This window comes from Silvimonas sp., from assembly GCF_031291215.1.
Lineage (GTDB): Bacteria > Pseudomonadota > Gammaproteobacteria > Burkholderiales > Chitinibacteraceae > Silvimonas > Silvimonas soli.
Genome location: NZ_JARLJK010000136.1, coordinates 177,037 through 200,374, shown reverse-complemented (window position 1 = coordinate 200,374; position 23,338 = coordinate 177,037). Strand labels below are relative to the sequence as shown.

Sequence of the window (23,338 nt, the reverse complement as noted above, 5' to 3'; positions counted from 1 at the left end):
TAGCGCAATGCGGGTGGCCGGTTGCAGCAAGGCGTGGCAATGGCGCCACACCTTGCCGTATCAGGCGAAAATCAATCGCTCTGGATCACGATCTTGGGGAACTTGGCCGAGAAATCCTGCGACTTGATCGCCACCCGCGCAGCCACTTTGCGGGCGATGGTTTTGTAGATTTCCGAAACAGCACTGTTCGGGTCTGCTGCAACGCTTGGCTTGCCCGCATCGGCATTCAGGCGAATCGACAAATCTAGCGGCAGCTGGCCCAAGAGATCAACGCCGTAATCCTTGCACATTGCCGCGCCGCCGCCTTCGCCAAAAATCGGTTCGGCGTGACCGCAATTGCTGCAAATGTGCGTGCTCATGTTTTCGACAATACCCAGAATCGGCACGCCAACCTTCTCAAACATCTTCAGACCCTTGCGAGCATCCAGCAAGGCGATGTCTTGCGGCGTGGTCACAATCACGGCGCCGGTCAGTGGCACTTTTTGCGACAACGTCAGCTGGATATCGCCAGTGCCGGGCGGCAGATCGATGATCAGGTAATCAACGTTGTCCCACAGCGTGTCATTAAGCAGTTGCGTCAGCGCCTGCGTCACCATCGGACCGCGCCAGACCATCGGTTGTTCGGGGTCGATCAGAAAGCCGATCGACATGGTCTGTACACCGTAATTAACAATCGGCTCAATGTGTTTGTTATCGGGCGAAGACGGATGCTGGTCGGCCACACCCATCAGGGTGGGTTGCGACGGTCCGTAGATATCGGCATCCAGCAAGCCGACGCGTGCGCCTTCTGCCGACAAGGCCAGCGCCAGATTGACCGCCGTAGTGGACTTGCCCACACCACCTTTGCCGCTAGCCACCGCAATGATGTTCTTGACGCCCTGATGCAGCTGCAAACCACGCTGGGCGGAGTGCGCAACAATCAGTGTGCTAATCCGGATATCCGTGCCCGAAACGCCCGGCACCTGGCGTAATGCGTCATCCAGTTGCTGGCGGATTATTGCTTGCTGGCTCTGCGCAGGATATCCCAGCACGAGATCGAAACTGGCTACGCCACCCTCGAATTTGAGATTCTTCACCCCGCGTGACGACAGGTAGTCCTTGCCGGTATTGGGATCAATGGTGAGTGCCAGGGCGTTCTGGATAGCTTGAAGATCGGACATGGGTATTTCCGGGAAAGGCGGGCGTGAACACGCGTGGACAATAAGTGCTGATTTTACCTCAGATGGAGAGGTTCCCCCGGAAAATCAAGACTTGCAGCCCAGCGGACAACGGCAAACAAGCGAACGCCCGCCTCCACTGCAACTCAAATAGAAATGAGGCGGAAATGCTCTTCCCCGCCCCATTCGCTGCGTCTCGATGGCGTCTGGCCCGGAAGCCGTTATTTATAACCTACCGACCCGGCACAATTAAACATGGCTGGCACCCAAGAGCGTTGGAGCCAGCTGTCAGCGCGTCGATCGCCCTGCACCGCTGCGCGCCAGAACCATTTGGCTGAAATAAAACGGCGGAAATCTGTCGGCAAGCGATTGCAGGTGGCCAATTGGCCATCCAGTATCAATCTGGCCAACGGGTAATATGCACGTGAGCAACCCGCCTGCGCCGCCTGCAACATGAAATGGGCGGCCAGTTGACTATCTTGCGGCATATGAAAACCGCGCAGACAGGCCACGCCCATGTTGTAAGCAGCCTTGGCCAAGCCAGCGGCGGCAAGCTGTCTTAGCGTGCCAATGGCCTGCGCCTGGATGTCAGGGTCGGTATCAGCCAGTTGGGTGACGGCGTGATTGAAATCAACTTGAAGATCGCGTGCGGATAGCGCTGAGACCATATCTGACATCGGAGCACCCTTCTTTTTGAGATTTTAAGAATGGATGCATTATTCAGTCTCCGTACTGTCGGCAGATATCAGATCATTCCGATGTTCAGGGGGAAATTTCCGTAACTTTGCCTCATATCAACACTCAAAACCGACAGGAAACGCAGCCGCGCAAACATCATCTGATGTTTGCGCGGCTATCTGACGCAGAGAAAGCCTGGATTGCCGAATCTTGCAGGCTCAGTCTTCCAGCCAGGCTTTGCGCGCCACTCGGGTTTTCTCATCGACTGTTTTGGCCAGACGCAGGCCCCAGGTATCAACCGCTGCAGCCTGTATCTTGAGTTGGCGCAAGCTGAGTTCGTCACGCCGGAATGCGTGAATCTGCACTTCGCTACCGGCGACGTAAGAACCAAGCGCCGTATCCAGATTGGCACTGCTGACACGCAAGCCATTAATGGCGACAATCACATCGCCAGCCGCCAACCCGGCAGCCTGCGCCGCCCCGCCATCAAGCACATGAGTCAGCTTGACGCCGCCCGCCTCGCTGGCGATTCGCGCGCCGATACTGTTGCCCGGCGTTGCAATGTCTTTCCAGCCGCCTTTGTCGCCATTGCCAGCAATGACGCGGGTCTGGCTGTCCACGCCAACACTGGCCAGCAACTCGCTAACGGGTAGTTCTTCAGTCGAGCGCAGGGCCTGGTCAAAAAACGCTGCCAGATCAAACCCGGCCACTTCACTGGCAATGGCTTCCCATTCGGTTTCGCCAACCCCCTGGCCGCCATTGCTTGTATAGAAGTCTTTGCCAAATCGCTGCCACAAGGCGCGCATGACATCGTCCAGGCTCCTCTTGCCTTTGCTGCGCTGCCGGATGGTCAAGTCCAGACACAACGAGGCCAGCGCGCCCTTGGTGTAGTAGCTGACGATGGCGTTGGGGCTGTTTTCGTCCTGCCGATAGTATTTGACCCAAGCATCTAGACTGGCCTCTTCCAGAGTCTGGCGTTGGCGGCCAGCGCCACGCTCCACGCCGGTCAAGGTTTGAGCTAGCAGATCGAGGTATTCCTGTTGGGTAATGAGGCCGGTTCGCACCAGCGTCAGATCGTCGTAGTAGGAAGTAATCCCCTCAAACGCCCACAATAGACGGGTGTAGCTCTCACGATTCAGGTCATACGGCGCGTATGCCGCAGGCTTGATGCGTTTGACGTTCCAGGTGTGGAAATACTCATGACTACACAGCCCGAGATACTGGCGATAACCAGCCTTTACCGCAGATTCATGTTCCAGAGGTAGATCATCGCGGCTGACCATCAAGGCGGTCGATGCGCGATGCTCCAAGCCGCCGTAGCCGTCACCGGTGACCATACTCATGAAGACATAACGCTCAAACGGCGCGGGTTCCCCAAATAGTTTGATCTGGTATTCGCAGATTTTCTTGAGATCGCGCTTCAAGCGCTTCATGTCCGTGCGGTGCCTTCCGGCAATCACGATCTGATGCGGCACGCCACAGGCCTTGAAGCGTTCTTCGGCGAAGGCGCCCATTTCTACCGGATGATCAATCAATTCATCGTAATCAGCGGCACGATAAAGACCGAAATCACCCGAGCGGGCACCATCAAGCGGCAAGCTGGTAGCCACTTTCCAGCGTGATGCGGCGGGCGCGACCAATTCCACGGTACAGGGCACATGTTCCTGGCCAGCTACGGCAAGAAATGTGCTGGTGCCGTTGAAGAATGCGCGAGTTTCATCCAGATAAGCCCCGCGCACGGATAAATCCCACGCATAAACGCGGTAATGAATCTCGAGCTTGCCCTTGACCGGAACAGTCTGCCAGCGATGCTTGTCCAGTTTGGTCAGGCTGACCGGCTTGCCTTTGCTGCTGGCACTGATATCGACAATATTGCGGGCGAATTCACGCACCAGGTAGCTGCCCGGTATCCAGACCGGTAACCAGACAATCTGACCCGCCGCATCGGGCTTGTCGATGGTCAATGTGACGTCGAAATAATGGGCGCGCAGATCTGCGGGTTTGATCCGGTAGTGAGGCATTACATGGCTCTTGAATTCAGTTATAAGAATGATGAGTGGCCAGCGCGCGACACACGGCAAGATCGTTGCCGGGGCCGGATTGCAGACCGTATCCAGGTTTTGCCAGCACTATGATCTTACAGGCGCAGCACATCAAGCCGGGGCAATCCCTGGCTGGGACACCACGACCGGCACTTGAGGATAACGCGAAACCTCAAAGGCTTAGCGCGGGGGCAACGACATCGGCCCTTCCTGGCTCTTGGGCACTGGATCGCTCACCTGCTCATGCTGGGGCTTGTTACCGTGCTCATGCCGAATGCGATCAAGTCGCTGCTGCTGTTTTTTCGCCACATCCTGATCCGAATAATCGAGCTCTTCTGCTTCACGTTCGGGTTTTTGCACCATGTCGAACTCCGTGTATTTGCAGTTTATTGCCGTAACACTCACGATGGACCCAGGAATGGGCTGCATGTTCCCACCCTCGCCAACCGGTCAATGAACTTCTACGTAATCTGGCGCACGGTGGCAAGCAATGAGTCCATACATCAGGGCGTGGCGGCCCAACCTGTCGAAGAAAAGGCCGAGGCATGACCAACCCAAATCGGCGCAGATTTAATCAACCTGCAATTTGACCGACTAATGCGAATAAAAACACGCCTTCTGATTTATATCGGCATCTGGGCTTTGTCGCTGGCAGGCCTGCTCGGCTGGCTTGCCCACAAGCAATGGCATGAATACGCCAGTAACCGGCGTGCGGTGGAAGATGTCGAGCGCGCCGGGCTGGCTCTTAAAGTATTTGAAATGGTGTCACGCGAGCGCGGCCCGACCAATGCGATGCTGGGCAGCGCCAAGCCAGCCCCGATTATTCAGGTGCAGGCATTGGCCACCGCCCGCGCTAATAGTGAAGTGGCCGTTGCCCGGCTGCGGGTCAGCATGCAACAACTGCCAGAACCGGAAAGAGCTGAGCAACTTGGCGCGCTGAATCGGCTAAACAACAATCTCACACAAGCGCGTTACCGGGTCGATGCGTTAATCGCGAAACCCGTGGCCGAGCGTAACGGCAATGATCTGGATACAGCAGTGGCAGGAATGATTGCCATTGCCACTCAAGCATCGCCCATCGCCACCCGTCTGGCGCAGCCGGTAGAGCGCTACGGCACCGATCTAAACGATGCCATCGTGGCCGCGCGGGCTGCCGCCGAACTGCGCGAGCAAGCCGGGCAACTCGGATCGCAATTTACGCGTGCGCTGGTGCGGCACGAAGCGTTGACGGCTGAATCCTCCGCAGCCGTAGAACGGATTACGGGTCATATCGATGTCATTCGCGGCGGCGTAATCAACCGCACCACCCGTTGCTGCGACAGCCCGAGCGTTACGGCAGCAATGGCCAATATGGATAAACAATACTTCGGCGCAGGCTTGGGTCTTGTCGATAATCTGCGCCACAGCTGGCAACGCAACGAATTTCCCACACTCACCACCGGAGAATTTGCCGCACGTTATGTACCGACCATGGACTCTATCCTGCAATTGCGCGACAGCCTGCTGCAGGCTGCCACGCAAAAAGCGCTGACCAATAGCGTTACGGCACGCGACAATCTGATCCGGCTGGCGTTACTGGCGGTGGCATTGTTCGTGCTGTTAATTGCACCGGTCATCTTATTTGGCTATCGCTTGCTTGATACGCTGACGGTTTCAGCAGACATCATCAAGGCTTTGGCAGGTGGCCAGCTGGAAACCACCATTCCGGCGCCCAAACGGCAGGATGAAATCGGTGATGTCATGCAGGCTATTGCTGTGCTGCGCGACAATAGCGTGGCGCGGCGCAATCTGGAGAGCGAGCGCGAGGCTTTGATCGCTGAGCTGCATCAGGCCGCAACCACTGACTACCTCACCGGTATATTGAATCGGCGGGCCTTTGTGCCGCTCGCCAGCCTTACACTGGCGCAAACACGCCGCCGCAATGGCAGTTGCTGCGTCGCCCTGCTGGATATCGACCATTTCAAACAGGTGAATGACACCTGGGGTCATGACGTTGGTGACGCCGTGATTCGGGCAGTGAGTGATCGCTGTCGTGTCAATTTACGGAATTCCGATATCTTTGCGCGGTATGGCGGCGAAGAATTCATATTGCTACTGACTGATACCGATATGGCAAAGGCATTGCAAACGCTGGAGCGAATCCGCCAGGATATCGCCGCAAGCGGTTTGACGAAGATCGGAGATAAAACGATTAACCTCACAATCAGCATTGGGTTTTCCTGTTTGCATGAGCAAGCCTACACGCTGGAGAAAATGATCTCGCAAGCCGACTTGCAACTCTACAAAGCGAAGAAACAAGGACGAAACCAGGTTGCCGGCAGCAGTGCCCATGAACCATTTTTACCTTCCAGTGTCCGTGGACCAGACGATGAAACCTAATAAAAAAGGTAATTCCCGGCTGGAAAAATGCTTAGATAATTGATTGCAATTATCGTGTACAGATTGACGCAAAATTCAAAAGCAAAACAATCAGCAACTGTGTCATCATTGACAACAAATTTATCTACAATGGCATCTGAGTCAATTCAATGAGTTCCAAAGAAAAATATCTGGAAGCAGAAGCCCTTGGCCAAGACGCTGCATTGAGCGCGTCACGCCGGGTATATCTTGATTTGCGGCAACGCATTGTTGAAATGAGCATGCTGCCCGGCACACGCATCATTGAGCGAGACCTTGCCGCCGAGCACGGCACCAGCCGCACGCCAGTACATGAGGCAGTGCAACGTCTGGCAGAAGAAGGCTTGATCGAAATCATGCCGCGCGTGGGCACTTTTGTGGCCCGGATTCCGCTGGATGCCCTGGAGGAAGCCATGCTGGTTCGTACAGCATTGGAACTGGCCATTGTGGAAGAAGCCGCCAAGAGAACCACGCCGGAAGGCGTTAGTATTTTGCGCGGCATTCTGGAAACACAACGCAATTACACCCAAGCTGGCGACACCCGGGGTTTCCATCAGACGGATGAAGCCTTTCACGCCGCACTTGCCGAATTGTCCGGGCATCCGGGTGTGTGGCCCATTATCTTGCAGGCAAAGACCCAGATCGACCGTTACCGTCGTTTGACCTTGCCATTACCCGGCCGAATGGAAGGTGTAGTGGATGAGCATGACGCAGTGGTCGATGCTATTGAGGCAGGCGCGCCTGAGGCAGCGCTGGCGGCAATGCGGTCTCATCTAGATCACGTATTGCCTGTACTGGAAGTGGCCCGCACACTACAACCAGAGTATTTTATTCAGCATCTACCTGACCGCAAACCAGCCTGAAACAATACGCTGGCCCAAAAACAAAAGCCGGATTAATCCGGCTTTTGTTTTTGGGCAACCACGCCCTTTGTGGGCAACAACCGACTGAAAAATATTCGGCCCAGTTCGGTTGCTTCGCTGCTCGTTTACTCGTTACTCAGGCTGGCACGCCAGCAAGTTGCCCTTCAACCGGCAGTTGCTCCACTTTGCGTTCGCGAGCCAGCACGCAAACCACTACAGCCCCTACCAGATCAAAAATCGCCAGCAGCAGGAAAAGCGGTGAATAGCCAATCTTGACAACCAGGAACCCAAACAACAGGGTAAACAGTGTTGCACCCAGATACCCGCTCATGCCCCCCAGGCCAGTTGCAGTGGCAACTTCATGCTTGCCGAACATATCCGAAGTGACCGAGTACAGCGCACCCGACAAAGTCTGATGAGCAAAGCCACCAACACACAACAACGCAATAGCCGTATAAGGACTTGCAGCCAAGCCAATACATGCTGGTCCGATCATGAACAAGGCGCCAAATACCACAACCATCTTGCGGGAGGTAAACAGCGAAACATTAAAATATTTATGGAAGAACGGGCTCAAATAACCGCCCAATACGCAACCAATATCTGCGGCCAGAAATGGCAACCAGGCAAATAGCGCAATTTCTTTCAGATTCATGTGACGCTCAGTCATCATATAAAGCGGAATCCAGGCATTAAAGGTTTGCCATGCTGGTTCTGACAAGAACCGTGGAATTGCAATTGCCCAGAAATTACGCGATGACACAATCGACTTCCAGCTTGCCTTGCGAACAACTTCGTCTTTGAATTGTGCTTCCTGACCTTCCAGAATGTAATCGCGTTCTTTATCCGAAAGTGCTTTCTGGTCTTTGGGATGTTTGTAGAAAAGCATCCATATTGTTGTCCAGATCAGACCAAGCACACCGACAATAACGAAACCCCAATGCCACGTGCCGTGCATGATGGACCACACGACCAACGGCGGAGCCAGCAGCGCGCCTACTGAAGAGCCGATATTGAACCAGCCGATAGCCACCGAGCGTTCTTTTGCGGGGAACCATTCGGTCGTCGCTTTAACCCCAGCCGGAATACCGGCAGCTTCAGACATGCCAAGCAGTGCACGAAAGAATGCCAATCCTTGCCAGCCCGTAGCCAGCGCCGCAGCGGCACATGCCAGAGACCAACACGCCGCAAAAATGGCAAACCCCAGCTTGGTGCCAATTGCATCAAGAATGTAACCAGCAATCGGTTGCATCAAGGCATAACAGACCTGCCAGGCGACGACCACATACGAATACTGCTGGGTCGACATATGCATTTCCGCCATCATGGTCGGTGCCGCCACCGATAATGTATTGCGGGCCAGATAATTAACAATAAGGCCGAAGGTGACTATAGCCACCATCCACCAGCGCATTCCTTTGAGCTTTACCATGATTTCCTCGTACCGTTGGTTTTTTTTGCAAGCCAGTGGTTTTATGGCGGCCAGGTGGCCTTTATTAAATTCATGGTCGTTCTGGTCAGATCATTCGCTGGATAAAAATGGTCAAACCGGTAATTAAAGCAATTATTCTGTACTACGTCTCCAGGAGAACTCTGAAACTATCCTGTCCCGGAAGGCTCTCTCGCCAAACCATGTCTGGCAAAGTGAAACTCCCGGGAAATTAAACTAACGCTCATAGCGTTGCGATCACCTTGGTGATTCCTTCAAGGTCAATTCGGGTGAGTTCGTCTGTCAAAGCTGCGGTAAAGCCTGGAATATGGTTCAAATCCTGTCCCCACAAAGCCTCGTTGGCCAGCCAGTTAAGCGCAACATCGTGGAATGACCAGCGACGCTCGCCAAAGCGGGCCCAAGCCATCTTGAACCACTCCAGATTTGCCGCATCATCGGACAGAGTAATTAAATGCCCGCGGTACAGCAGCATGGTTGCGGCCAGCGCCACGACCAGTCGCTTGGGCAGATGACCATTAGCTTTCTGATAGGTCAGGATTTGCGGCAAAACACGCGCCGCAAACTTGCTCCAGCTATTGAGGGCAATGGATTCCAGTCGGTGGTGAATGTACGGATTACGGAAACGACGCAACACGTCGGCAGCAAACGGATCCAGTTCTTCACGCGGGAGCGGCAATGCCGGGATGATTTCTTCATCCAGCGTTTTAAGCAGATACTGGCCAACAACTGGATCAGCCACAGCTTCACCGACTTCTTTCAGCCCGGCCAGCAAAGCCACCGGCACCAGCGACGTATGACCACCATTCAATACCCCCACTTTGCGCTGCTTGTAGGGGGTGATATCTGCAACCAGCTGGATATTCAGCCCGGCGCCATCGAGCTTGAGTTCGTCTGCCAGCCACTGCGGGCCCTGGATAACGAACAGGTAGAAATACTCGGCCGTGACCAGGAAAGTATCGCGGTAGCCGAGTTCTTTCTCGATCTCGGCAATTTCAGTCTGCGGGTAGCCGGTAACAATGCGGTCCACCAAGGTAGAGCAGAAGGTACACGCCTGATCCAGCCAGTTGCCAAAGCCTTCACCCAGTTGCCAGAGCTGCGCAAAATGTTGCACGGCAGCTTTCAATGCAGCGCCGTTGTAATCAATCAGTTCGCAGGGCAGCAGCACCAGGCCTTTGTCAGCCGCGCCTTCAAAACGGGCATAGCGTTCATGCAAAAAACGCGTCAGCTTGGCTGGAAAACTGGCCGGCGGCAGATCATCGTATGCATCTTCGTCGTTGATCGCGATACCCGCCTCGGTGGTATTGGACACCACAAAACGCAGATCCGGGCTGGCCGCTAATTCCAGGTAATCCGCATAACTGTCGGCGAGGTCGATTTCACGTTGAACGCAAGTGATCTTGCGATATTCCTTTACCGCCTCACCCTGTTCATTCAAGCCGCGAATCAGCGTGGTAAACACACCACCTTGGGTATCCAGCAAAGGCAGCGTCGGGTTGCTCCGCGGACGCACCACCACCACACCCGCATCAAGACCGGTACGTTCGTTAAGCAAATCAATTTGCCAGTCGACAAAGGCGCGCAGGAAGTTGCCTTCACCAAACTGCAGGACTTTGACCGGATGTGTAAACGGGCCTTCCCGCTTCAGTTGTTGCATGATTTGGCACTCTTTAAATTAAAGACTTAAAGGGAGATGTCCCGTTTCCAGAAAATGAAGTCGTATTGCTGCAGGCGATCCGCCTTGGCTTTGTATTGGCCACCCGCAGTAGCGACAACCATTTCGAACAAATCTGTGGCGACGACTGGTAAAGGCTTGCCGTCCACGACCGGACCGCAATCAAAATCGATCAGGTCTTTGAGTTTGGTAGCAACGCGGGTGTTGGTCGCAATCTTGAGCACCGGCACGATCGGGTTGCCGGTTGGCGTACCAAGGCCGGTAGAGAACAGCACGACGTTGGCACCAGAAGCCACGATACCGGTCACCGATTCGACGTCACCACCAGGTGTGCAGAGCAGCGCCAGGCCGGATTTATCGGTCTGCTCACCGTAGTCGAGCACCGTCACGATCGGCGATGTTCCGCCCTTCTTGGCAGCGCCAGCGGACTTGATCGCGTCGGTAATCAGGCCGTCGCGGATATTGCCTGGGCTCGGATTGGCGGCAAAGCTGGTGCCGACAGCGGCGGCTTTGGCCTCGAAATCGCGCATCATGCCGAGAAATCGGCGCTTGTCGTCATCGTTCTCGCAGCGCTCAATCAGGCTGGCCTCAACGCCGCACAGTTCCGGGAATTCCGCCAGGATGGATGAGCCGCCCAGTGCCACAACCATATCGGAAACCATACCCATGGTGGGGTTGGCAGAGATGCCGGAAAAACCATCCGACCCACCACATTTAACGCCAATCTTGAGATGTGAAAGCGGCACCGGGGTACGCGTAACTGCATTGGCAGCTTTGACGCCTTTAAGCGTGTCTTGCAACACAGCTTTCATCATGGCTTCTTCACTGTCCCACTGCTGCTGCTCATAAATCAGACAGGGTTTGTCGAAGTTGGCGTTCTGCTTTGCCAGTTCTTCCTTGAACATTTTGATTTGCGCGTTCTGGCAACCAAGGCTGAACACAGTAATACCAGCGACGTTGGGGTGATCGGCATAGGCAGAGAGAATCTTGCACAGCGATCGCGCGTCAGCACGCGTGCCGCCACAGCCACCGGCGTGGGTAATGATGCGAACGCCATCAACATTCGGGAAAGGCCGGGTCACGGCCTGTGCTGGCGCTTCCATTTCTTCACCCAGCAACGACAGGGTAAATGCTGCCAGATCGTTGGTGGCATAACCCAATGGGCCTTCCAGCGCATTGCGCAGGTGCTCGACATTGCGGTTTTCACAGAACACTAGCGGGAAGATTAGCCAGTAATTAGCCGTACCCACTCGCCCATCTGCCCGAACTACACCGGGGAAAGTGGCTTCATCCCATTTTGAAACGTCAGGCGGAGTCCAGCTGTAGGGCTTGGTATCGGTGATTTCAACGTCGGCGGCATAGTGCTCAAGGTTCTCGGTGGTCACAGCCTCGCCGCGTTTGATCGGCTGCATGGCACGACCCACCGGCACACCGTACAACTTGAGCAGTTCGCCCTTGGCAAACGCCCGTCGCGCCAGCTTGTGCTTGGCTGCGACCGGCGTAGTGACCATGATCGATTCGTTTTCCCAATTGACGATCTCGCCAGACTCCAGATCGGCAAGCGCGACCAGCATGTCATCATCGGGGTGGATACAGAGTATTTTTTGCATGGCTGATGTGTGTCCTTCTCGCTGGAAATCGCCCGCACTGCTCTTAGCGCGGGCGCAGCTTTTACTTACAGGGCGAAGTAACGCTTCGCGTTTTCGTAGCAAACGTCGCGCACGATCTGTTCCAGCGCGACTTCTTCTGCGGGGTATTCACCGCCTTCCACCCATTGGCCCAACTGGCGGCACAACAGGCGACGGTAGTAATCGTGACGTGGGTAAGAAGCAAAACTGCGGGAGTCGGTCACCATGCCAACCGAAGTACCCAGTACTCCGTGATTAGCCAAAGTAACGAACTGCTGCAGGTTGCCTTCCTTGTGATCGTTGAACCACCAAGCCGGGCCGAACTGCAGCTTGCCCGCGACCTTGCCATCCTGGAAATTACCGATCATGGTCGACAGAACGTCGTTCATATTCGGGTTCAGGCAGAACAGCATGGTTTTGGGCAACTGGTCATCGCTATCCAGGGTGTCCAGCAAAGCGGCCAGACCTTCACTGCAGCTCATGTCAGAGATCGAGTCATAGCCCGTATCCGCACCCAGACGGCCAAGCATGCGGCTGTTGTTGTTACGCTGGGCGCCAATATGCAGACACATCGCCCAGGCATGAGCCGCGTAGACCTTGCCCAACTCGGTAAGAATGGCGCGGATATACTGGCCCTCTTCAGCGCTGGTCAGCATTTCGCCAGCCAGTCGTTTCTGGAAGAGTGCTTCCAGTTGCTGTGCGGTGGCAGGTTGGACCGGCAGCGCCACATCGACAGCATGATCACTGATCCGGGCGCCCTGGCTGTGGAAGAACGCCACGCGATTGGCCAGCGCTGCGATCATGTCGGCAAAGCTGCCGATCTTGATGCCGGATGCCTTACCCAGCTTGCCCAGATATTCAACAAAACCCGGTTTGTTGATACGCATGGCTTTGTCAGGCCGATAAGCTGGAAGAACGCGGGTTTTGAGTGCTGATTTGGCAATTTCGGCATGCTGCAGCAAGTCGTCGGCCGGGTCGTCCGTGGTGCAGGCAATCTCTACCTTGGCTTGTTCCAGCAACGACCAGGTGTCCATCTGCGCCAGCTTGGCGTTGGCCTCTTCCCAGATGCGGCCAGCATTCTTTTCGTTGATCAACAGATCAATACCAAAAATGCGGCGTAATTCCAGATGGCTCCAGTGATAAATCGGGTTACCGATGGCGTGTGGCAGCACCTTGCAGAAGGCGCGGAATTTTTCTTCATCCGACTTGCTGCCGGTGATGAAATCCTCGGAAACACCGGAGCTGCGCATCAGCCGCCATTTATAGTGATCCCCCGCCAGCCACAGTTCCGCTACGTTGCGAAATTTTTTGCGTTCGGCAATCTCGCCCTGTTGCAGGTGCGAGTGGTAATCAATAATGGGCAGATCCGCCGCCACGTTGTGGTAAAGGTGCCGCGCAGTTTCGGTGTCGAGCAGAAAATTCTTATCCATGAAAGCAGCCATCGTCGTACAACTCCTTGCCATTAAACGGTGCGTGTAGCGCCTGTTCACAACACCCAATACCGCACCAGGATTGAGTAGGCCGTCTGATATATCAGGATTATGAGTTCTGATATATTAGCAATGCAAGTGATTTGTAGTGTTCCAGACATGAACTACGCATGATCCTTATCAATGTTAGTTCTGAGAACACCGATAGACGGTATCGGGCCAGCCAATTGACTTGCACCAGACAATAAAAAAGGCGGGGTTAGCCCGCCTTTCTATCCATACAGAACACTCGGTTTTCACCCAAGCGCCTTAGGCAAACCCGAACCGGCGTATCAGTTGCAGCTTGCCAGTAGCCAGCGCGGTGCCCAGCAAAATAACCACGCATCCGGCGATCATTTGCAGAGTGATGGCCTCGCCTAAAAACAAATGTCCCCACGCCACACCAAATACCGGAATCAGGAAAGTGACGGCCATGGCATAGCTGGCCCCGGCATGCGCAATGAGGCGGAAGTAAAGGATATAGGCCAACCCCGTACACATCGCGCCCAAGCCCAGTACCGCCAACCAGGCGGTCGTCGATACAACATGTTGAGGCCACCAGATAATCGCAGCGGGCAGCAAGATCAGCATCGAGAAAAACTGGCTGGCCCAAGTGGTAACCGGCGCGGCGATCCCGGCAAGATTGCGTTTTGAGTAGTGCCCAGCGAAACCGTAAGACAACGTGGCTAGTAGCACCGCGCACACCGCAGTGATTTGCGTCGCCTGGCCGGAGGCGATTTGCTCCCATACCAGGACTAGCACGCCCAGCATCCCTAACGCCATTCCCAGAATCTGATCTGCGGTCAGCCGCGTACCCAGCCAGACGAAAGCAATCAGCGCGCCCCACAACGGGGTGGTCGCATTCAGGACCGAGTCGAGCCCCGCGTTCACGAACAAGGTTGAATATGCGAACAGGCAGAACGGGAAGGCAGAGTTCGTCACGCCCACCACCAGCAAGGGCCACCACCGCTGCCGAATATCCTTGCGTGCCTGTGGCTGGAGCAGCACCGGCAACAGCATTAACGCGGCGATGCCAACGCGCAAAGCAATCAAGGGCACCGGTCCGAATTCGGGTGCACCAACGCGCATAAACAGAAATGACGCGCCCCAGATTGCCGCCAGCACGGTTAATTCAATTGCATTCATAGCCACCAACCTGAAAAGAAATACACATCGACGATGACGTAGCCATCGATGAAGAGGAAAATGCGGTCACGTAAAAACCTGTTCTGCAAGCCGCCGAAGCTTTGTGTATTCCAGACGCATCCTGGCGGCGCTGCAAGCAACAGTTGTAATCTCATCTATGCCGTACAGCAGCGCAAGCAAATAGATTGAGCGATGCATCCCGGCAGCACACCCGGGTTAATCCCGACCAGCCAGCCGGAATCTGCACGCTTAGAATCTATCCATACGCTCTGCCTTATCTATTTATATTTACTTGAATACTGCTACCGAACACTCCGGAGATTGCTGTCATGATCGATCACTCACAAACCATTCAACAACGCGTCTCCGCTCTACGTGCAGCCATGTCGCGTCATCAGTTTGACGCCTGGATCATTCCCTCGGCCGACCCGCATCTTTCCGAATACCTGCCTGACTTCTGGCAAGGCCGTAAATGGACCTCAGGCTTTACCGGTTCCGTCGGCACGCTGGTAGTCACGCAAGACTTTGCCGGTGTGTGGGTAGATGGCCGGTATTGGGAGCAAGCAGAAGCGCAATTGGCCGGGACCGGCGTTCGCCTGATGAAATTGCTTAGTGGTCAAGCCCAGCCCCACGTAGACTGGCTGGCTGACAATCTGCAAGACGGCGCCAAAGCGGGCGCAGATGGCGCAGTGTTCAGCCTGGCCTCCGCCCGGGCCACCGACGCGGCATTGGCCGCTGCCGGTGTCAAACTGGAAACCGGCAGCGATCTGCTCAATGAGATATGGCAAGACCGCCCTGCGCTACCGCAAGCGCCTATCTACGAACATGTAGCGCCCTACGCTTCGGTTTCCCGCAAAGAAAAGCTGGCGCAGGTTCGCGCGGCGATGCAGAAATCCGCTGCGGATTGGCATTTTGTCTCCACCCTGGATGACCTGGCGTGGATTTTCAATCTGCGTGGCGCCGACGTGCAATACAACCCGGTTTTTCTGGCGCACGCACTGATTGGCCACGACGCTGCCACGCTGTTTATTGATGAAGCCAAAGTCCCGGCCGAACTGCGGCAAACGCTTGCAGCAGACGGGGTGATTATTGCACCGTACAACGCGGCCACCACCGCCCTCGCCGCCCTGCCAGCAAACGTCAGCGTGCTGATCGATCCGGCCCGAACCACCTTGGGACTGATCAATGCCATCCCGGCCAACGTGCGCCTGATTGAAAAGCTCAATCCGTCACAGTTGTTCAAGTCCCGTAAAACCACCGAAGAAACCGCGCATATCCGTCACGCAATGGAGCAGGACGGCGCCGCACTGTGCGAATTCTTCTGCTGGCTGGACGGCGCGTTAAATCGCGAACACGTCACCGAACTGACCATCGACGAGCGCATCACCGCTGCTCGCGCCAAGCGTCCTGGCTTTGTTTCGCCCAGCTTTGGCACGATTGCCGGGTTTAACCAGAACGGCGCGCTACCTCACTATCACGCCACAGCGGAAGCGCACTCTGTCATCAGTGGGAACGGGCTGTTGCTGATTGACTCTGGCGGCCAATATGTAGGCGGTACCACCGATATCACCCGCGTTGTGCCCGTCGGCCAGATCACTGCCGATCATCGCCGTGACTTCACTATTGTGCTCAAGGGCGTGATTGCGCTGTCGGCTGCGCGCTTTCCGCTGCAGATTCGTGCCGCCATGCTCGACAGCATTGCGCGAGCCCCAATGTGGGCCGAAGGCATTGATTACAACCACGGCACCGGCCACGGTGTGGGTTACTTCTTGAACGTCCATGAAGGCCCGCAAAGCATTGGTTATTTCCGCGAGGCCGGGCCTGATACGGCCATGTTGCAAGGCATGATTACCTCCATCGAACCCGGTGTATATCGTCCGGGCCGCTGGGGCATCCGCATTGAGAACCTGGTCATCAATCAACCGGCAGAAACCACCGAATTCGGCGATTTCCTGCAATTTGAAACATTGACCCTGTGCCCGATCGATACCCGCTGCATCGACCGCGCCCTGCTCACCCAGACCGAGGCAGACTGGCTAAACGCTTACCACACCACCGTCCGGGAACGCTTGTCGCCCTACGTTGAGGGCGATGCCAAGGCCTGGTTGCAAGCGCGTACAGAGGCGATCTAGATGTAAAAACCACAGGACCGAAAAAAACTGCGCAACACGCGTTTACGAACCAGAAAACCCGTGTTAGTATTCGGTCCCTCACCAGTGCCGCTGTAGCTCAGTTGGTAGAGCACCTGACTTGTAATCAGGGGGTCGCGAGTTCGATTCCTGCCGGCGGCACCAGTACTTCCTTGTAAATCAAGGGGTTATGATGGGTAAGGCGTAAAACTGGCGTAATGCCGTTTTAACACCTGCAAAAAAAGGCCGCTTCTGCGGCCTTTTTTGTTTTTGTCCTTTAGGTTTGCTTATTCAAAGCATACGGACGAAACCGAACGACCTCCTCCCCCAGCCAGTCATTCAATTCACGAAATCTAGCCTGTAGCGGCTCTAGCTCGTTAACTGCAAAAACGTTGGCTGCATCTTGGGGCGAGCCAAATCCCCCGGTGTTGGTTGGAATGATGCCCATCAATTGTGGCGGAACCCGGTGTGCAGCCAGTTGATCATCGCGGCTGGTGTTTTTGATGCCCATGAAGTCATCTTTGGCGGCGACCTCAGAAATCGGTATGAGTTGTACCCCGTCCTTTTTCCCGTTTGGGGCATACATCAACAGGTTGCGAAAATTGCCCGGCCCCTTGCTGTTCTTCAGGGCCGTGCGCAAGTCTGCTACGTCGCTTTCGTTGTGTATCGGGTCGGTCAGGTAAAGGATAAATCCGGCATGGCTGCCGTTTTTGAAATACTTCCGCCGAAAAAGCGTGGCGGCCTCTGCGAGCTGGGCTGCGCTCAGCCCGCTCAGGTATTCCGGCAAGCCGTAAACCTCTTGGTCGATATCCGGCTCCATCAAATGAAAGATGGCATCAGCTGCAAACTCAAAATCGTCAGCGACGTTGGTCACGTACCAGTACTTACTTAAGTCAGTGCCGCGCCGCACGTATTTGGCCAAGGGCGCATCGAGAGACAGCACTTCTCCCAGCCGGTTGAGGGTGCGTTCAACATACCCGTTTCCAAACACCAGGTAATTCAGCACCCAACGGCTAAAAGTCGAGGCCGACATAAGCCGGTGCGGAATGAACGTGGAAACCAATGTATTGCGCTTCACGTAAATCGGGCTGCTATGGTGGGGCGTGATCCGGAAGGTTTTCGACAGCTCGTTGAAGTTGACCGGGGGTTCATACCAACGACCGGCATTCATGCAGTGCAGGTAATCCAGCAAACCACGGTTATCTAGTACTGATTCTGGATCACCAAAAGTGAATACCTCAATCCCGTTGCTTTTCGGATCTGACGTCGGTGCAGTTATGGCCGCGTGGTTGGTGTGTGTATTCATGTGATGATCTCCATAAATCCGGTTGAATTTGCGGCCTGCCCCGTCAACGGCTCATGCGAAACCGCGTGCATGACTGCCCAGGCGAGATCGGCATGGCCAGTTTCAACTGCCCTGCCGGCGTCATAGGTGACGCGTTGGCCGCTGGTGGTGAGTGATTTGCGGATAGCCATAAAGGCTTGGGTGATGTCGTTCCAGCCAGCGTCATATTCGAGCCGGCCCTTGTCGATCACGTCATAGGTTTTCAGCACCATGGCGGACTTGGTTTCTGGCGAATAGTTGATCGCTTCAGTTGCCGGAAAAAACTGCTTTACCAGCTGATACACGCCCTGCCCGACGCCAGTCGCATCAATGCCGATATATCCGACGTGGTATTTGGTAGTGAGCGCCTTGATCGCCTGGGCTTGCGCTTCAAAATCCAGGCCGTGAAATTGCGCCCGTTCCAGAATCCGGAATTTGCCGCCAGCAACGGCGGGCGGTGCGATAACTGCCAATCCGGCCTTGTCCCCGGTATGCGCGGGGTCGTAGCCAACCCACACGGGGCGATGCCCGAATGGGCGAATGGTGAGCGGTTTAAAGTCGCCTGCCCATGCCTCCCAACTGTCGACCAGGCAGCGCTCCAGCATCGCCAGCGGGAATACAGAAAGCGCGTCGTCAATGAATTGGCAGAGCAACAGATTGCTGTATTCCAGCGGCGAATATTCAAGCTTGAGCTGGGCGAGGTCGAATAGATCGCAGCCGTTGGCCAGCGCATCTTCAACAGTGACGATCTGTCGCCACTGACCATCAGCGCACGCCAAGCCTCGCTGCAGGGCCCCGTGTGAAACATCGATTTCCAGTCGATCTTTACCAGTGCGCCCACGGTTGGCCAGTGCGCCAGTCCAGAAACCATATCCTTCGTGGGTCAGCGCTGACGGCGTAGAAAAATAGGTTTGCCGCCATTTCTTGTGCATGGCCATGCCGGAGGCGACCTTGCGCAGCTCGGCAAATCGTGACGTCCAGAAGTACTCATCAAAATACAGATTGCCGTGATAACTCTGTGCGGTGCGCGCATTGGTGCCCAGGAAATACAGCGTCGCCCCGTTCGCCAAAATAATCGGATCGCCCTTTAGTTCTTCATCGCACTGCTCCCGCATGAATTCCAGAATGTATTGCTTGAATACGTGCGCCTGAGCTTTTGAGGCCGACAGAAAAATCTGATTGCGCCCGGTATCAATAGCATCAATCAATGCTTCTCGCGCAAAGTACCAGGTGGCGCCAATTTGCCGGGATTTAAGGATGTTGCGAACCCGGTTTTGTTGCCCGGCGCTATGCCACACCTTTTGATAATCAAAAATGGAGTCTAAAAAGGCAGACCGCAAGTTGTCGGCCATGGCCACACTGATTTCGTTTTTCCTCCCCGATTTCTTGCCACGCTTGTACTCTCGATATTCGCCGGTTGCGGTCTCGCTATCACCCGAAACTGGTCTGCCCTTGATCTTTTCTGCGCGCTCGGTTTCCCGCATCAGCAAGTCGATCTCTTTAAAGTCTTTTCCTTCCTTCGCCTCTTTCAAGATTAATTGAATCAGCCGGGCATTTAGCGCTGCAGTAACGCGTTCAAAAGGCGGGATTTGCTCCCACCCATCGCGGCGCTTCCATGAATGCACCGTTGGCGCTTTCTCTCGGATGTATTCAGCGATGCGTTTGACCGACCAGCCCGACCAATACAGGTATCGGGCACGCGTTCGTGTTTCTTCCAGTCCGTAGAGGGATTCAGGGGAGTTCATGCCGCAATGATGCGGGGTTGTTTCGTGAAGGCCGTAGCTGGGGTGGTGTGCCCGCTGCTGGCACACCTGCGCCAGATTGCCCTTGGCTTGATGGCTCGCGAGTATGGGAGCTGACCAGTTTGGCCGTCATTTCAGGTGCCGGCGACCTTAAAAGCGAGACAACCCCATGGCAGGAAAATCGAAGTTTTTCCGCATCGCCGTTGAAGGTGCAACCAGTGACGGACGCGCTATCCCCGGTGAGTGGCTTACCAAAATGGCCGCCAGTTATAACCCGGATAAATACGGGGCAAGAATCAATCTGGAGCACATTCGCGGAATTGACCCAGAAAGCATTTTTAAACGCTACGGTGACGTCACCGCACTGAAGGCCGAAAAAATCACCGGCGGTGATTTGGCCGGGAAAATTGGCCTTTATGCGCAGATTGAACCCACTGATGAACTGGTCGCTTTTTCGCGCAAAAAGCAAAAGGTTTACACCTCGATGGAGGTGAACCCTGAATTTGCCGACACCCGAGAGCCCTACCTGGTGGGTCTGGCCATTACCGACAGTCCAGCTAGCTTGGGCACAGAAATGCTGCAGTTCTGCGCACAGGCGCAAATCAATCCTCTCGCAGACCGAAAGCAGTCTCCAACGAATATTTTTACTGCCGCGGAATTGGCGGAGATCGAACTAGAACAGCTCCCCACGCCCACTGATCCCACGGCGGGGCTCACCGAAACACTAAAGGCACTCTTCTCCAGATTGCTCCCAATTGCAAATACGGAAATTCCCAGGCAGACGTCAGAACAAAGCGCGGCAAAGGCACCTGATGCCGACTTTATGCACCTAGTTGCGCAAGGTCAGATCGAAATGCTGACCCGGATTGGGGAATTTGGCGGGGCACTGAATCTGGTGGAAGAAATGCGACGACAGATTGCCTCAATTCAAACCGATTTTGCTGCCCTGAAAGCTGCTCTCGGCCAAGCACCGGAGTTCCGGCAGCAACCGCAGCGGCCCACTGCAACGGGCGGAAACGGTGACGAAATTCTCACCGACTGCTGATCAACCGCACTCATTGGTAGCGCCGCCCCCAATCAGGAAATAAAAAAATGCGTAAAGTCACACGTGAAAAATTCAATCTGTTTACTGCGCAAGTCGCGAGCTTGAACGATGTTGGCTCAGTGACTGACAAATTTGCTGTTGCGCCATCCATTCAGCAAACGCTTGAAACCAAGATTCAAGAATCTGCCAGCTTCCTGAAGCAAATCAACATGGTTGGTGTGGATGAGCAAGAGGGCGAAGCCATCGGCTTGGGGGTCGGCTCCACAGTCGCCAGCACGACGGACACCACACAGAAAGATCGTGAAACGGCAGACCCGTCCACGCTGGTTGTTGACCGGTATCGTTGTGAACAAACCAACTTTGATACCCATATCACCTACCAGAAACTGGATGCCTGGGCGAAATTTACAGACTTTCAGGCCCGTCTTCGCGACGCTATCATTCAGCGCCAGGCACTCGATCGTATCGTGATCGGTTTCAACGGGGTCAAACGCGTCGCAACATCGAACCGTGCAAACAACCCGCTGCTGCAGGACGTAAATATTGGCTGGCTACAGAAATACCGCGAGAACGCCGCCCAACGCGTCATGACGTCCGGCAAGGTCGATACTGAAATCAGTATTGGCGAGCATTGTGATTACGAAAATATCGATGCCTTGGTGATGGATGCAATCAACAACTTGATTGACCCGTGGTACCAGGACGATACGGGGCTGGTTGCCATTTGCGGGCGCAAATTGCTGTCCGATAAATATTTCCCAATGGTCAATCAGTCTCAACGGGCAACCGACCAACTGGCGACCGATATCATCCTGAGCCAGAAGCGCATAGGTGGCCTTCCCGCTGCCCGCGTGCCGTTCTTCCCGGCTGATGCAATCTTGATTACTCGTTTCGATAATCTGTCTTTGTATTGGCAGAACGAAAAGCGCCGCCGCAATATCATCGACAACTCCCGGCGAGACCGGATCGAGAACTTCGAGTCCTCAAATGATGCTTACGTGATTGAAGACTACGGCTGCGGCGCGTTGATTGAAAACATCGTGATGCATGAGGCAGCCGGGGTGGGGGCATAAGTCATGCTCACCCCAGCTCAACGGCACTACGAACGCGTGATGGCGGCTCAGGCGAGCCAATCGCCGGGCAACGATCTAACGCCAGACACTACCGCTTATGAACGGCAATTGCTCAAGCTGGCGGAAGACAAGCGCAGCCTGAAAACCTTTCAGTCGGTACGCGACAAAATCGAACTCAAACGCAAACTTTTGCCCGCCTATGAAGCATGGGTAGACGGCGTAATTTTGGGCGCTGGTGGCGCTCAAGATGATGTGTTCATGACTGTGCTGGTCTGGCGCATCGATGTGGGCGACTACATCGGGGCGCTGGCAATGGCGCGGTACGCCGTTGCCCATGATCTGCGGCTGCCTGATCAATATGGTCGCTCGCTACCTACGCTGCTGGCCGAAGAGTTTGCAGACACCACGCTGCAGGCGCTTAAAGCCGATGGCGAATGCGACCTTGCCGCTTTGGATGCCGTCGCCGATCTCACTGCTGACAAAGACATGTTTGATGAGGTGCGCGCCAAACTATTCAAGGCTCGCGGGCTTGTCTCAGCTGCCAATGCAGCGGCCCTACCCGTAGACGATCCTCAACGGGCGCCGGGCTATGCGCTTGCCTTGGATCATTTGCGGCAGGCCCTGGTATTTAACGACAGGGTTGGCGTGAAAAAAGACATCGAGCGCATCGAACGCGAGACCAAAACCACCGAATCACCGCCGGGAACCGGCGATCACTGAGCACCACCCCAGCCAGGCGGCGCGACGCGGATGGCAAGCCATGACTGGACTTATGCCTGAAGCGTCGCCCACCGCCCCTTCCATTCGCAACGCGAGGACAGCATGAACGGGTTTTCTGCGACCGGCAGCGGTGAATGCCATCATCCCGGACCCGCTGCTCACGGCCCCAGTGACGAAATAACCAGCCACTCTTTCTGGCCGGCCATTTCCCTGAATACTGCGCGAGACGTGGTACGGATTGGCGACAGCATTCCAGATCCGCGGCTGCGCCACGCGCTGATCGAAGCCATTGCCAGCGTCAACGATGAGCTGTCAGCTTGGCGCTTGCGGCAAATCTCACTGGGATATCCAGTATTGGCCGACGTGCCTGCCGAAACCGTTAGCGAGCAAAGCGTGCTGCTGCAACGTTACCAGCGAGCTGTGTTCGCCACTGCCAAAGCCGACTTGATCGAGCGCTATGCCGACTATGACGCCAGTGGCAAAGGGCAGAAAGACACCCTGGAACTCACTCCACAGATTGACCAGCTTCGCCGTGATGCCCGTTTTGCGATCCGCGCCATTCTGAATGAGCGGCATTGCACCATCGAGCTGCTGTGATGCTGGTACGCACCCACCAGCACGATACCGTTGACGCTCTTTGCTGGCGTTATTACGGAGTTACGGCAGGCATGATCGAAAAGGTCTTGGCCGCCAACCTCCACCTCTGCGAAGTCGGTGTGACCTTGCCAGCGGGTCTGCTGGTGGAAATGCCGGATATCAGCTCTGCTCCGCCAGTTCTCAATTTGGTCAACCTTTGGGATTGA

At 55.3% G+C, this 23,338-nt stretch carries 19 protein-coding genes and 1 tRNA gene; 9 read left to right on the top strand and 11 right to left on the bottom strand.

Going from position 1 to position 23,338, the window contains the following annotated elements; all coding sequences use genetic code 11:
• Positions 1–71 precede the first annotated feature (71 nt).
• The 4 genes from apbC to P4L78_RS16510 all read right to left on the bottom strand — a co-directional run bounded on the left by apbC (position 72) and on the right by P4L78_RS16510 (position 4,240).
• Entirely contained in the window at positions 72–1,160 is a 1,089-nt protein-coding gene (gene apbC / locus P4L78_RS16525; protein ID WP_309329107.1) for an iron-sulfur cluster carrier protein ApbC, read from the bottom strand.
• A 218-nt stretch (positions 1,161–1,378) separates the two neighbouring features.
• Positions 1,379–1,834 carry a hypothetical protein gene (locus P4L78_RS16520; protein ID WP_309329104.1) on the bottom strand — a complete coding sequence of 152 codons (456 nt, stop codon included), beginning with the start codon at positions 1,832–1,834 and terminating at the stop codon, positions 1,379–1,381.
• Positions 1,835–2,053: 219 nt separating this feature from the next.
• Positions 2,054–3,856, bottom strand: coding sequence for a M61 family metallopeptidase (locus P4L78_RS16515; RefSeq protein WP_283149217.1), 1,803 nt, complete (start codon positions 3,854–3,856; stop codon positions 2,054–2,056).
• 201 nt (positions 3,857–4,057) lie between these two features.
• Positions 4,058–4,240, bottom strand: a complete 183-nt coding sequence (locus P4L78_RS16510; RefSeq protein WP_283149216.1) for a hypothetical protein — start codon at positions 4,238–4,240, stop codon at positions 4,058–4,060.
• A 234-nt stretch (positions 4,241–4,474) separates the two neighbouring features.
• Between P4L78_RS16510 and P4L78_RS16505 the strand changes: the two genes are divergently transcribed.
• Together P4L78_RS16505 and P4L78_RS16500 are read left to right on the top strand one after the other, a co-directional pair.
• Positions 4,475–6,256 (top strand): GGDEF domain-containing protein, encoded by a 1,782-nt coding sequence (locus P4L78_RS16505; RefSeq protein ID WP_309329099.1) that lies wholly within the window; start codon positions 4,475–4,477, stop codon positions 6,254–6,256.
• 149 nt (positions 6,257–6,405) lie between these two features.
• Entirely contained in the window at positions 6,406–7,137 is a 732-nt protein-coding gene (locus P4L78_RS16500; RefSeq protein ID WP_283149214.1) for a GntR family transcriptional regulator, read from the top strand.
• 136 nt (positions 7,138–7,273) lie between these two features.
• On the opposite strand, the gene P4L78_RS16495 is transcribed toward P4L78_RS16500, so the two are convergent.
• The 5 genes from P4L78_RS16495 to P4L78_RS16475 all read right to left on the bottom strand — a co-directional run bounded on the left by P4L78_RS16495 (position 7,274) and on the right by P4L78_RS16475 (position 14,502).
• Positions 7,274–8,569: an MFS transporter gene (locus tag P4L78_RS16495; RefSeq protein WP_309329096.1), complete on the bottom strand. Its 1,296-nt coding sequence runs from the start codon at positions 8,567–8,569 to the stop codon at positions 7,274–7,276.
• A 241-nt stretch (positions 8,570–8,810) separates the two neighbouring features.
• Entirely contained in the window at positions 8,811–10,241 is a 1,431-nt protein-coding gene (locus tag P4L78_RS16490; protein WP_309329092.1) for a tagaturonate reductase, read from the bottom strand.
• 26 nt (positions 10,242–10,267) lie between these two features.
• A complete protein-coding gene (locus tag P4L78_RS16485) occupies positions 10,268–11,869 on the bottom strand; it encodes an altronate dehydratase family protein (protein WP_309329089.1) in 1,602 nt (533 codons plus the stop codon).
• Between the two features lie 65 nt (positions 11,870–11,934).
• A complete protein-coding gene (gene uxaC / locus P4L78_RS16480; protein ID WP_309329086.1) occupies positions 11,935–13,317 on the bottom strand; it encodes a glucuronate isomerase in 1,383 nt (460 codons plus the stop codon).
• Positions 13,318–13,626: 309 nt separating this feature from the next.
• Entirely contained in the window at positions 13,627–14,502 is an 876-nt protein-coding gene (locus tag P4L78_RS16475) for a DMT family transporter (RefSeq protein ID WP_309329084.1), read from the bottom strand.
• Positions 14,503–14,831: 329 nt separating this feature from the next.
• Between P4L78_RS16475 and P4L78_RS16470 the strand changes: the two genes are divergently transcribed.
• Both P4L78_RS16470 and P4L78_RS16465 read left to right on the top strand, forming a co-directional pair.
• The gene (locus P4L78_RS16470) at positions 14,832–16,634 is read left to right on the top strand and encodes an aminopeptidase P family protein (protein ID WP_309329081.1); all 1,803 of its coding nucleotides are present in this window, start codon (positions 14,832–14,834) and stop codon (positions 16,632–16,634) included.
• An 86-nt stretch (positions 16,635–16,720) separates the two neighbouring features.
• Positions 16,721–16,796: transfer RNA gene (locus P4L78_RS16465), tRNA-Thr, on the top strand.
• 112 nt (positions 16,797–16,908) lie between these two features.
• Here the strand turns inward: P4L78_RS16465 and P4L78_RS16460 are convergent.
• Together P4L78_RS16460 and P4L78_RS16455 are read right to left on the bottom strand one after the other, a co-directional pair.
• Positions 16,909–17,937, bottom strand: a complete 1,029-nt coding sequence (locus P4L78_RS16460) for a phage portal protein (protein ID WP_309329077.1) — start codon at positions 17,935–17,937, stop codon at positions 16,909–16,911.
• Positions 17,934–19,700: a terminase large subunit domain-containing protein gene (locus P4L78_RS16455; protein ID WP_309329074.1), complete on the bottom strand. Its 1,767-nt coding sequence runs from the start codon at positions 19,698–19,700 to the stop codon at positions 17,934–17,936. Before P4L78_RS16455 ends, P4L78_RS16460 begins: the two co-directional genes overlap by 4 nt.
• Before the next feature lie 166 nt (positions 19,701–19,866).
• Between P4L78_RS16455 and P4L78_RS16450 the strand changes: the two genes are divergently transcribed.
• The 5 genes from P4L78_RS16450 to P4L78_RS16430 all read left to right on the top strand — a co-directional run bounded on the left by P4L78_RS16450 (position 19,867) and on the right by P4L78_RS16430 (position 23,338).
• On the top strand, positions 19,867–20,742 hold the full coding sequence (locus P4L78_RS16450; protein ID WP_309329072.1) for a GPO family capsid scaffolding protein: 876 nt from the start codon (positions 19,867–19,869) through the stop codon (positions 20,740–20,742).
• A gap of 47 nt (positions 20,743–20,789) precedes the next feature.
• A complete protein-coding gene (locus tag P4L78_RS16445) occupies positions 20,790–21,815 on the top strand; it encodes a phage major capsid protein, P2 family (RefSeq protein ID WP_309329069.1) in 1,026 nt (341 codons plus the stop codon).
• Between the two features lie 3 nt (positions 21,816–21,818).
• Positions 21,819–22,535, top strand: a complete 717-nt coding sequence (gene gpM / locus P4L78_RS16440) for a phage terminase small subunit (RefSeq protein WP_309329066.1) — start codon at positions 21,819–21,821, stop codon at positions 22,533–22,535.
• A gap of 102 nt (positions 22,536–22,637) precedes the next feature.
• Positions 22,638–23,132: a head completion/stabilization protein gene (locus P4L78_RS16435; protein ID WP_309329061.1), complete on the top strand. Its 495-nt coding sequence runs from the start codon at positions 22,638–22,640 to the stop codon at positions 23,130–23,132.
• Positions 23,132–23,338 carry a tail protein X gene (locus tag P4L78_RS16430; RefSeq protein WP_309329058.1) on the top strand — a complete coding sequence of 69 codons (207 nt, stop codon included), beginning with the start codon at positions 23,132–23,134 and terminating at the stop codon, positions 23,336–23,338. Before P4L78_RS16435 ends, P4L78_RS16430 begins: the two co-directional genes overlap by 1 nt.

What these genes read in the sequence shown, in the direction of transcription:
- apbC (WP_309329107.1), bottom strand. Translation starts at nt 1,160, where the DNA reads ATGTCCGATCTTCAAGCTATCCAGAACGCCCTGGCACTCACCATTGAT.
- P4L78_RS16520 (WP_309329104.1), bottom strand. Translation starts at nt 1,834, where the DNA reads ATGTCAGATATGGTCTCAGCGCTATCCGCACGCGATCTTCAAGTTGAT.
- P4L78_RS16515 (WP_283149217.1), bottom strand. Translation starts at nt 3,856, where the DNA reads ATGCCTCACTACCGGATCAAACCCGCAGATCTGCGCGCCCATTATTTC.
- P4L78_RS16510 (WP_283149216.1), bottom strand. Translation starts at nt 4,240, where the DNA reads ATGGTGCAAAAACCCGAACGTGAAGCAGAAGAGCTCGATTATTCGGAT.
- P4L78_RS16505 (WP_309329099.1), top strand. Translation starts at nt 4,475, where the DNA reads ATGCGAATAAAAACACGCCTTCTGATTTATATCGGCATCTGGGCTTTG.
- P4L78_RS16500 (WP_283149214.1), top strand. Translation starts at nt 6,406, where the DNA reads ATGAGTTCCAAAGAAAAATATCTGGAAGCAGAAGCCCTTGGCCAAGAC.
- P4L78_RS16495 (WP_309329096.1), bottom strand. Translation starts at nt 8,569, where the DNA reads ATGGTAAAGCTCAAAGGAATGCGCTGGTGGATGGTGGCTATAGTCACC.
- P4L78_RS16490 (WP_309329092.1), bottom strand. Translation starts at nt 10,241, where the DNA reads ATGCAACAACTGAAGCGGGAAGGCCCGTTTACACATCCGGTCAAAGTC.
- P4L78_RS16485 (WP_309329089.1), bottom strand. Translation starts at nt 11,869, where the DNA reads ATGCAAAAAATACTCTGTATCCACCCCGATGATGACATGCTGGTCGCG.
- uxaC (WP_309329086.1), bottom strand. Translation starts at nt 13,317, where the DNA reads ATGGATAAGAATTTTCTGCTCGACACCGAAACTGCGCGGCACCTTTAC.
- P4L78_RS16475 (WP_309329084.1), bottom strand. Translation starts at nt 14,502, where the DNA reads ATGAATGCAATTGAATTAACCGTGCTGGCGGCAATCTGGGGCGCGTCA.
- P4L78_RS16470 (WP_309329081.1), top strand. Translation starts at nt 14,832, where the DNA reads ATGATCGATCACTCACAAACCATTCAACAACGCGTCTCCGCTCTACGT.
- P4L78_RS16460 (WP_309329077.1), bottom strand. Translation starts at nt 17,937, where the DNA reads ATGAATACACACACCAACCACGCGGCCATAACTGCACCGACGTCAGAT.
- P4L78_RS16455 (WP_309329074.1), bottom strand. Translation starts at nt 19,700, where the DNA reads ATGAACTCCCCTGAATCCCTCTACGGACTGGAAGAAACACGAACGCGT.
- P4L78_RS16450 (WP_309329072.1), top strand. Translation starts at nt 19,867, where the DNA reads ATGGCAGGAAAATCGAAGTTTTTCCGCATCGCCGTTGAAGGTGCAACC.
- P4L78_RS16445 (WP_309329069.1), top strand. Translation starts at nt 20,790, where the DNA reads ATGCGTAAAGTCACACGTGAAAAATTCAATCTGTTTACTGCGCAAGTC.
- gpM (WP_309329066.1), top strand. Translation starts at nt 21,819, where the DNA reads ATGCTCACCCCAGCTCAACGGCACTACGAACGCGTGATGGCGGCTCAG.
- P4L78_RS16435 (WP_309329061.1), top strand. Translation starts at nt 22,638, where the DNA reads ATGAACGGGTTTTCTGCGACCGGCAGCGGTGAATGCCATCATCCCGGA.
- P4L78_RS16430 (WP_309329058.1), top strand. Translation starts at nt 23,132, where the DNA reads ATGCTGGTACGCACCCACCAGCACGATACCGTTGACGCTCTTTGCTGG.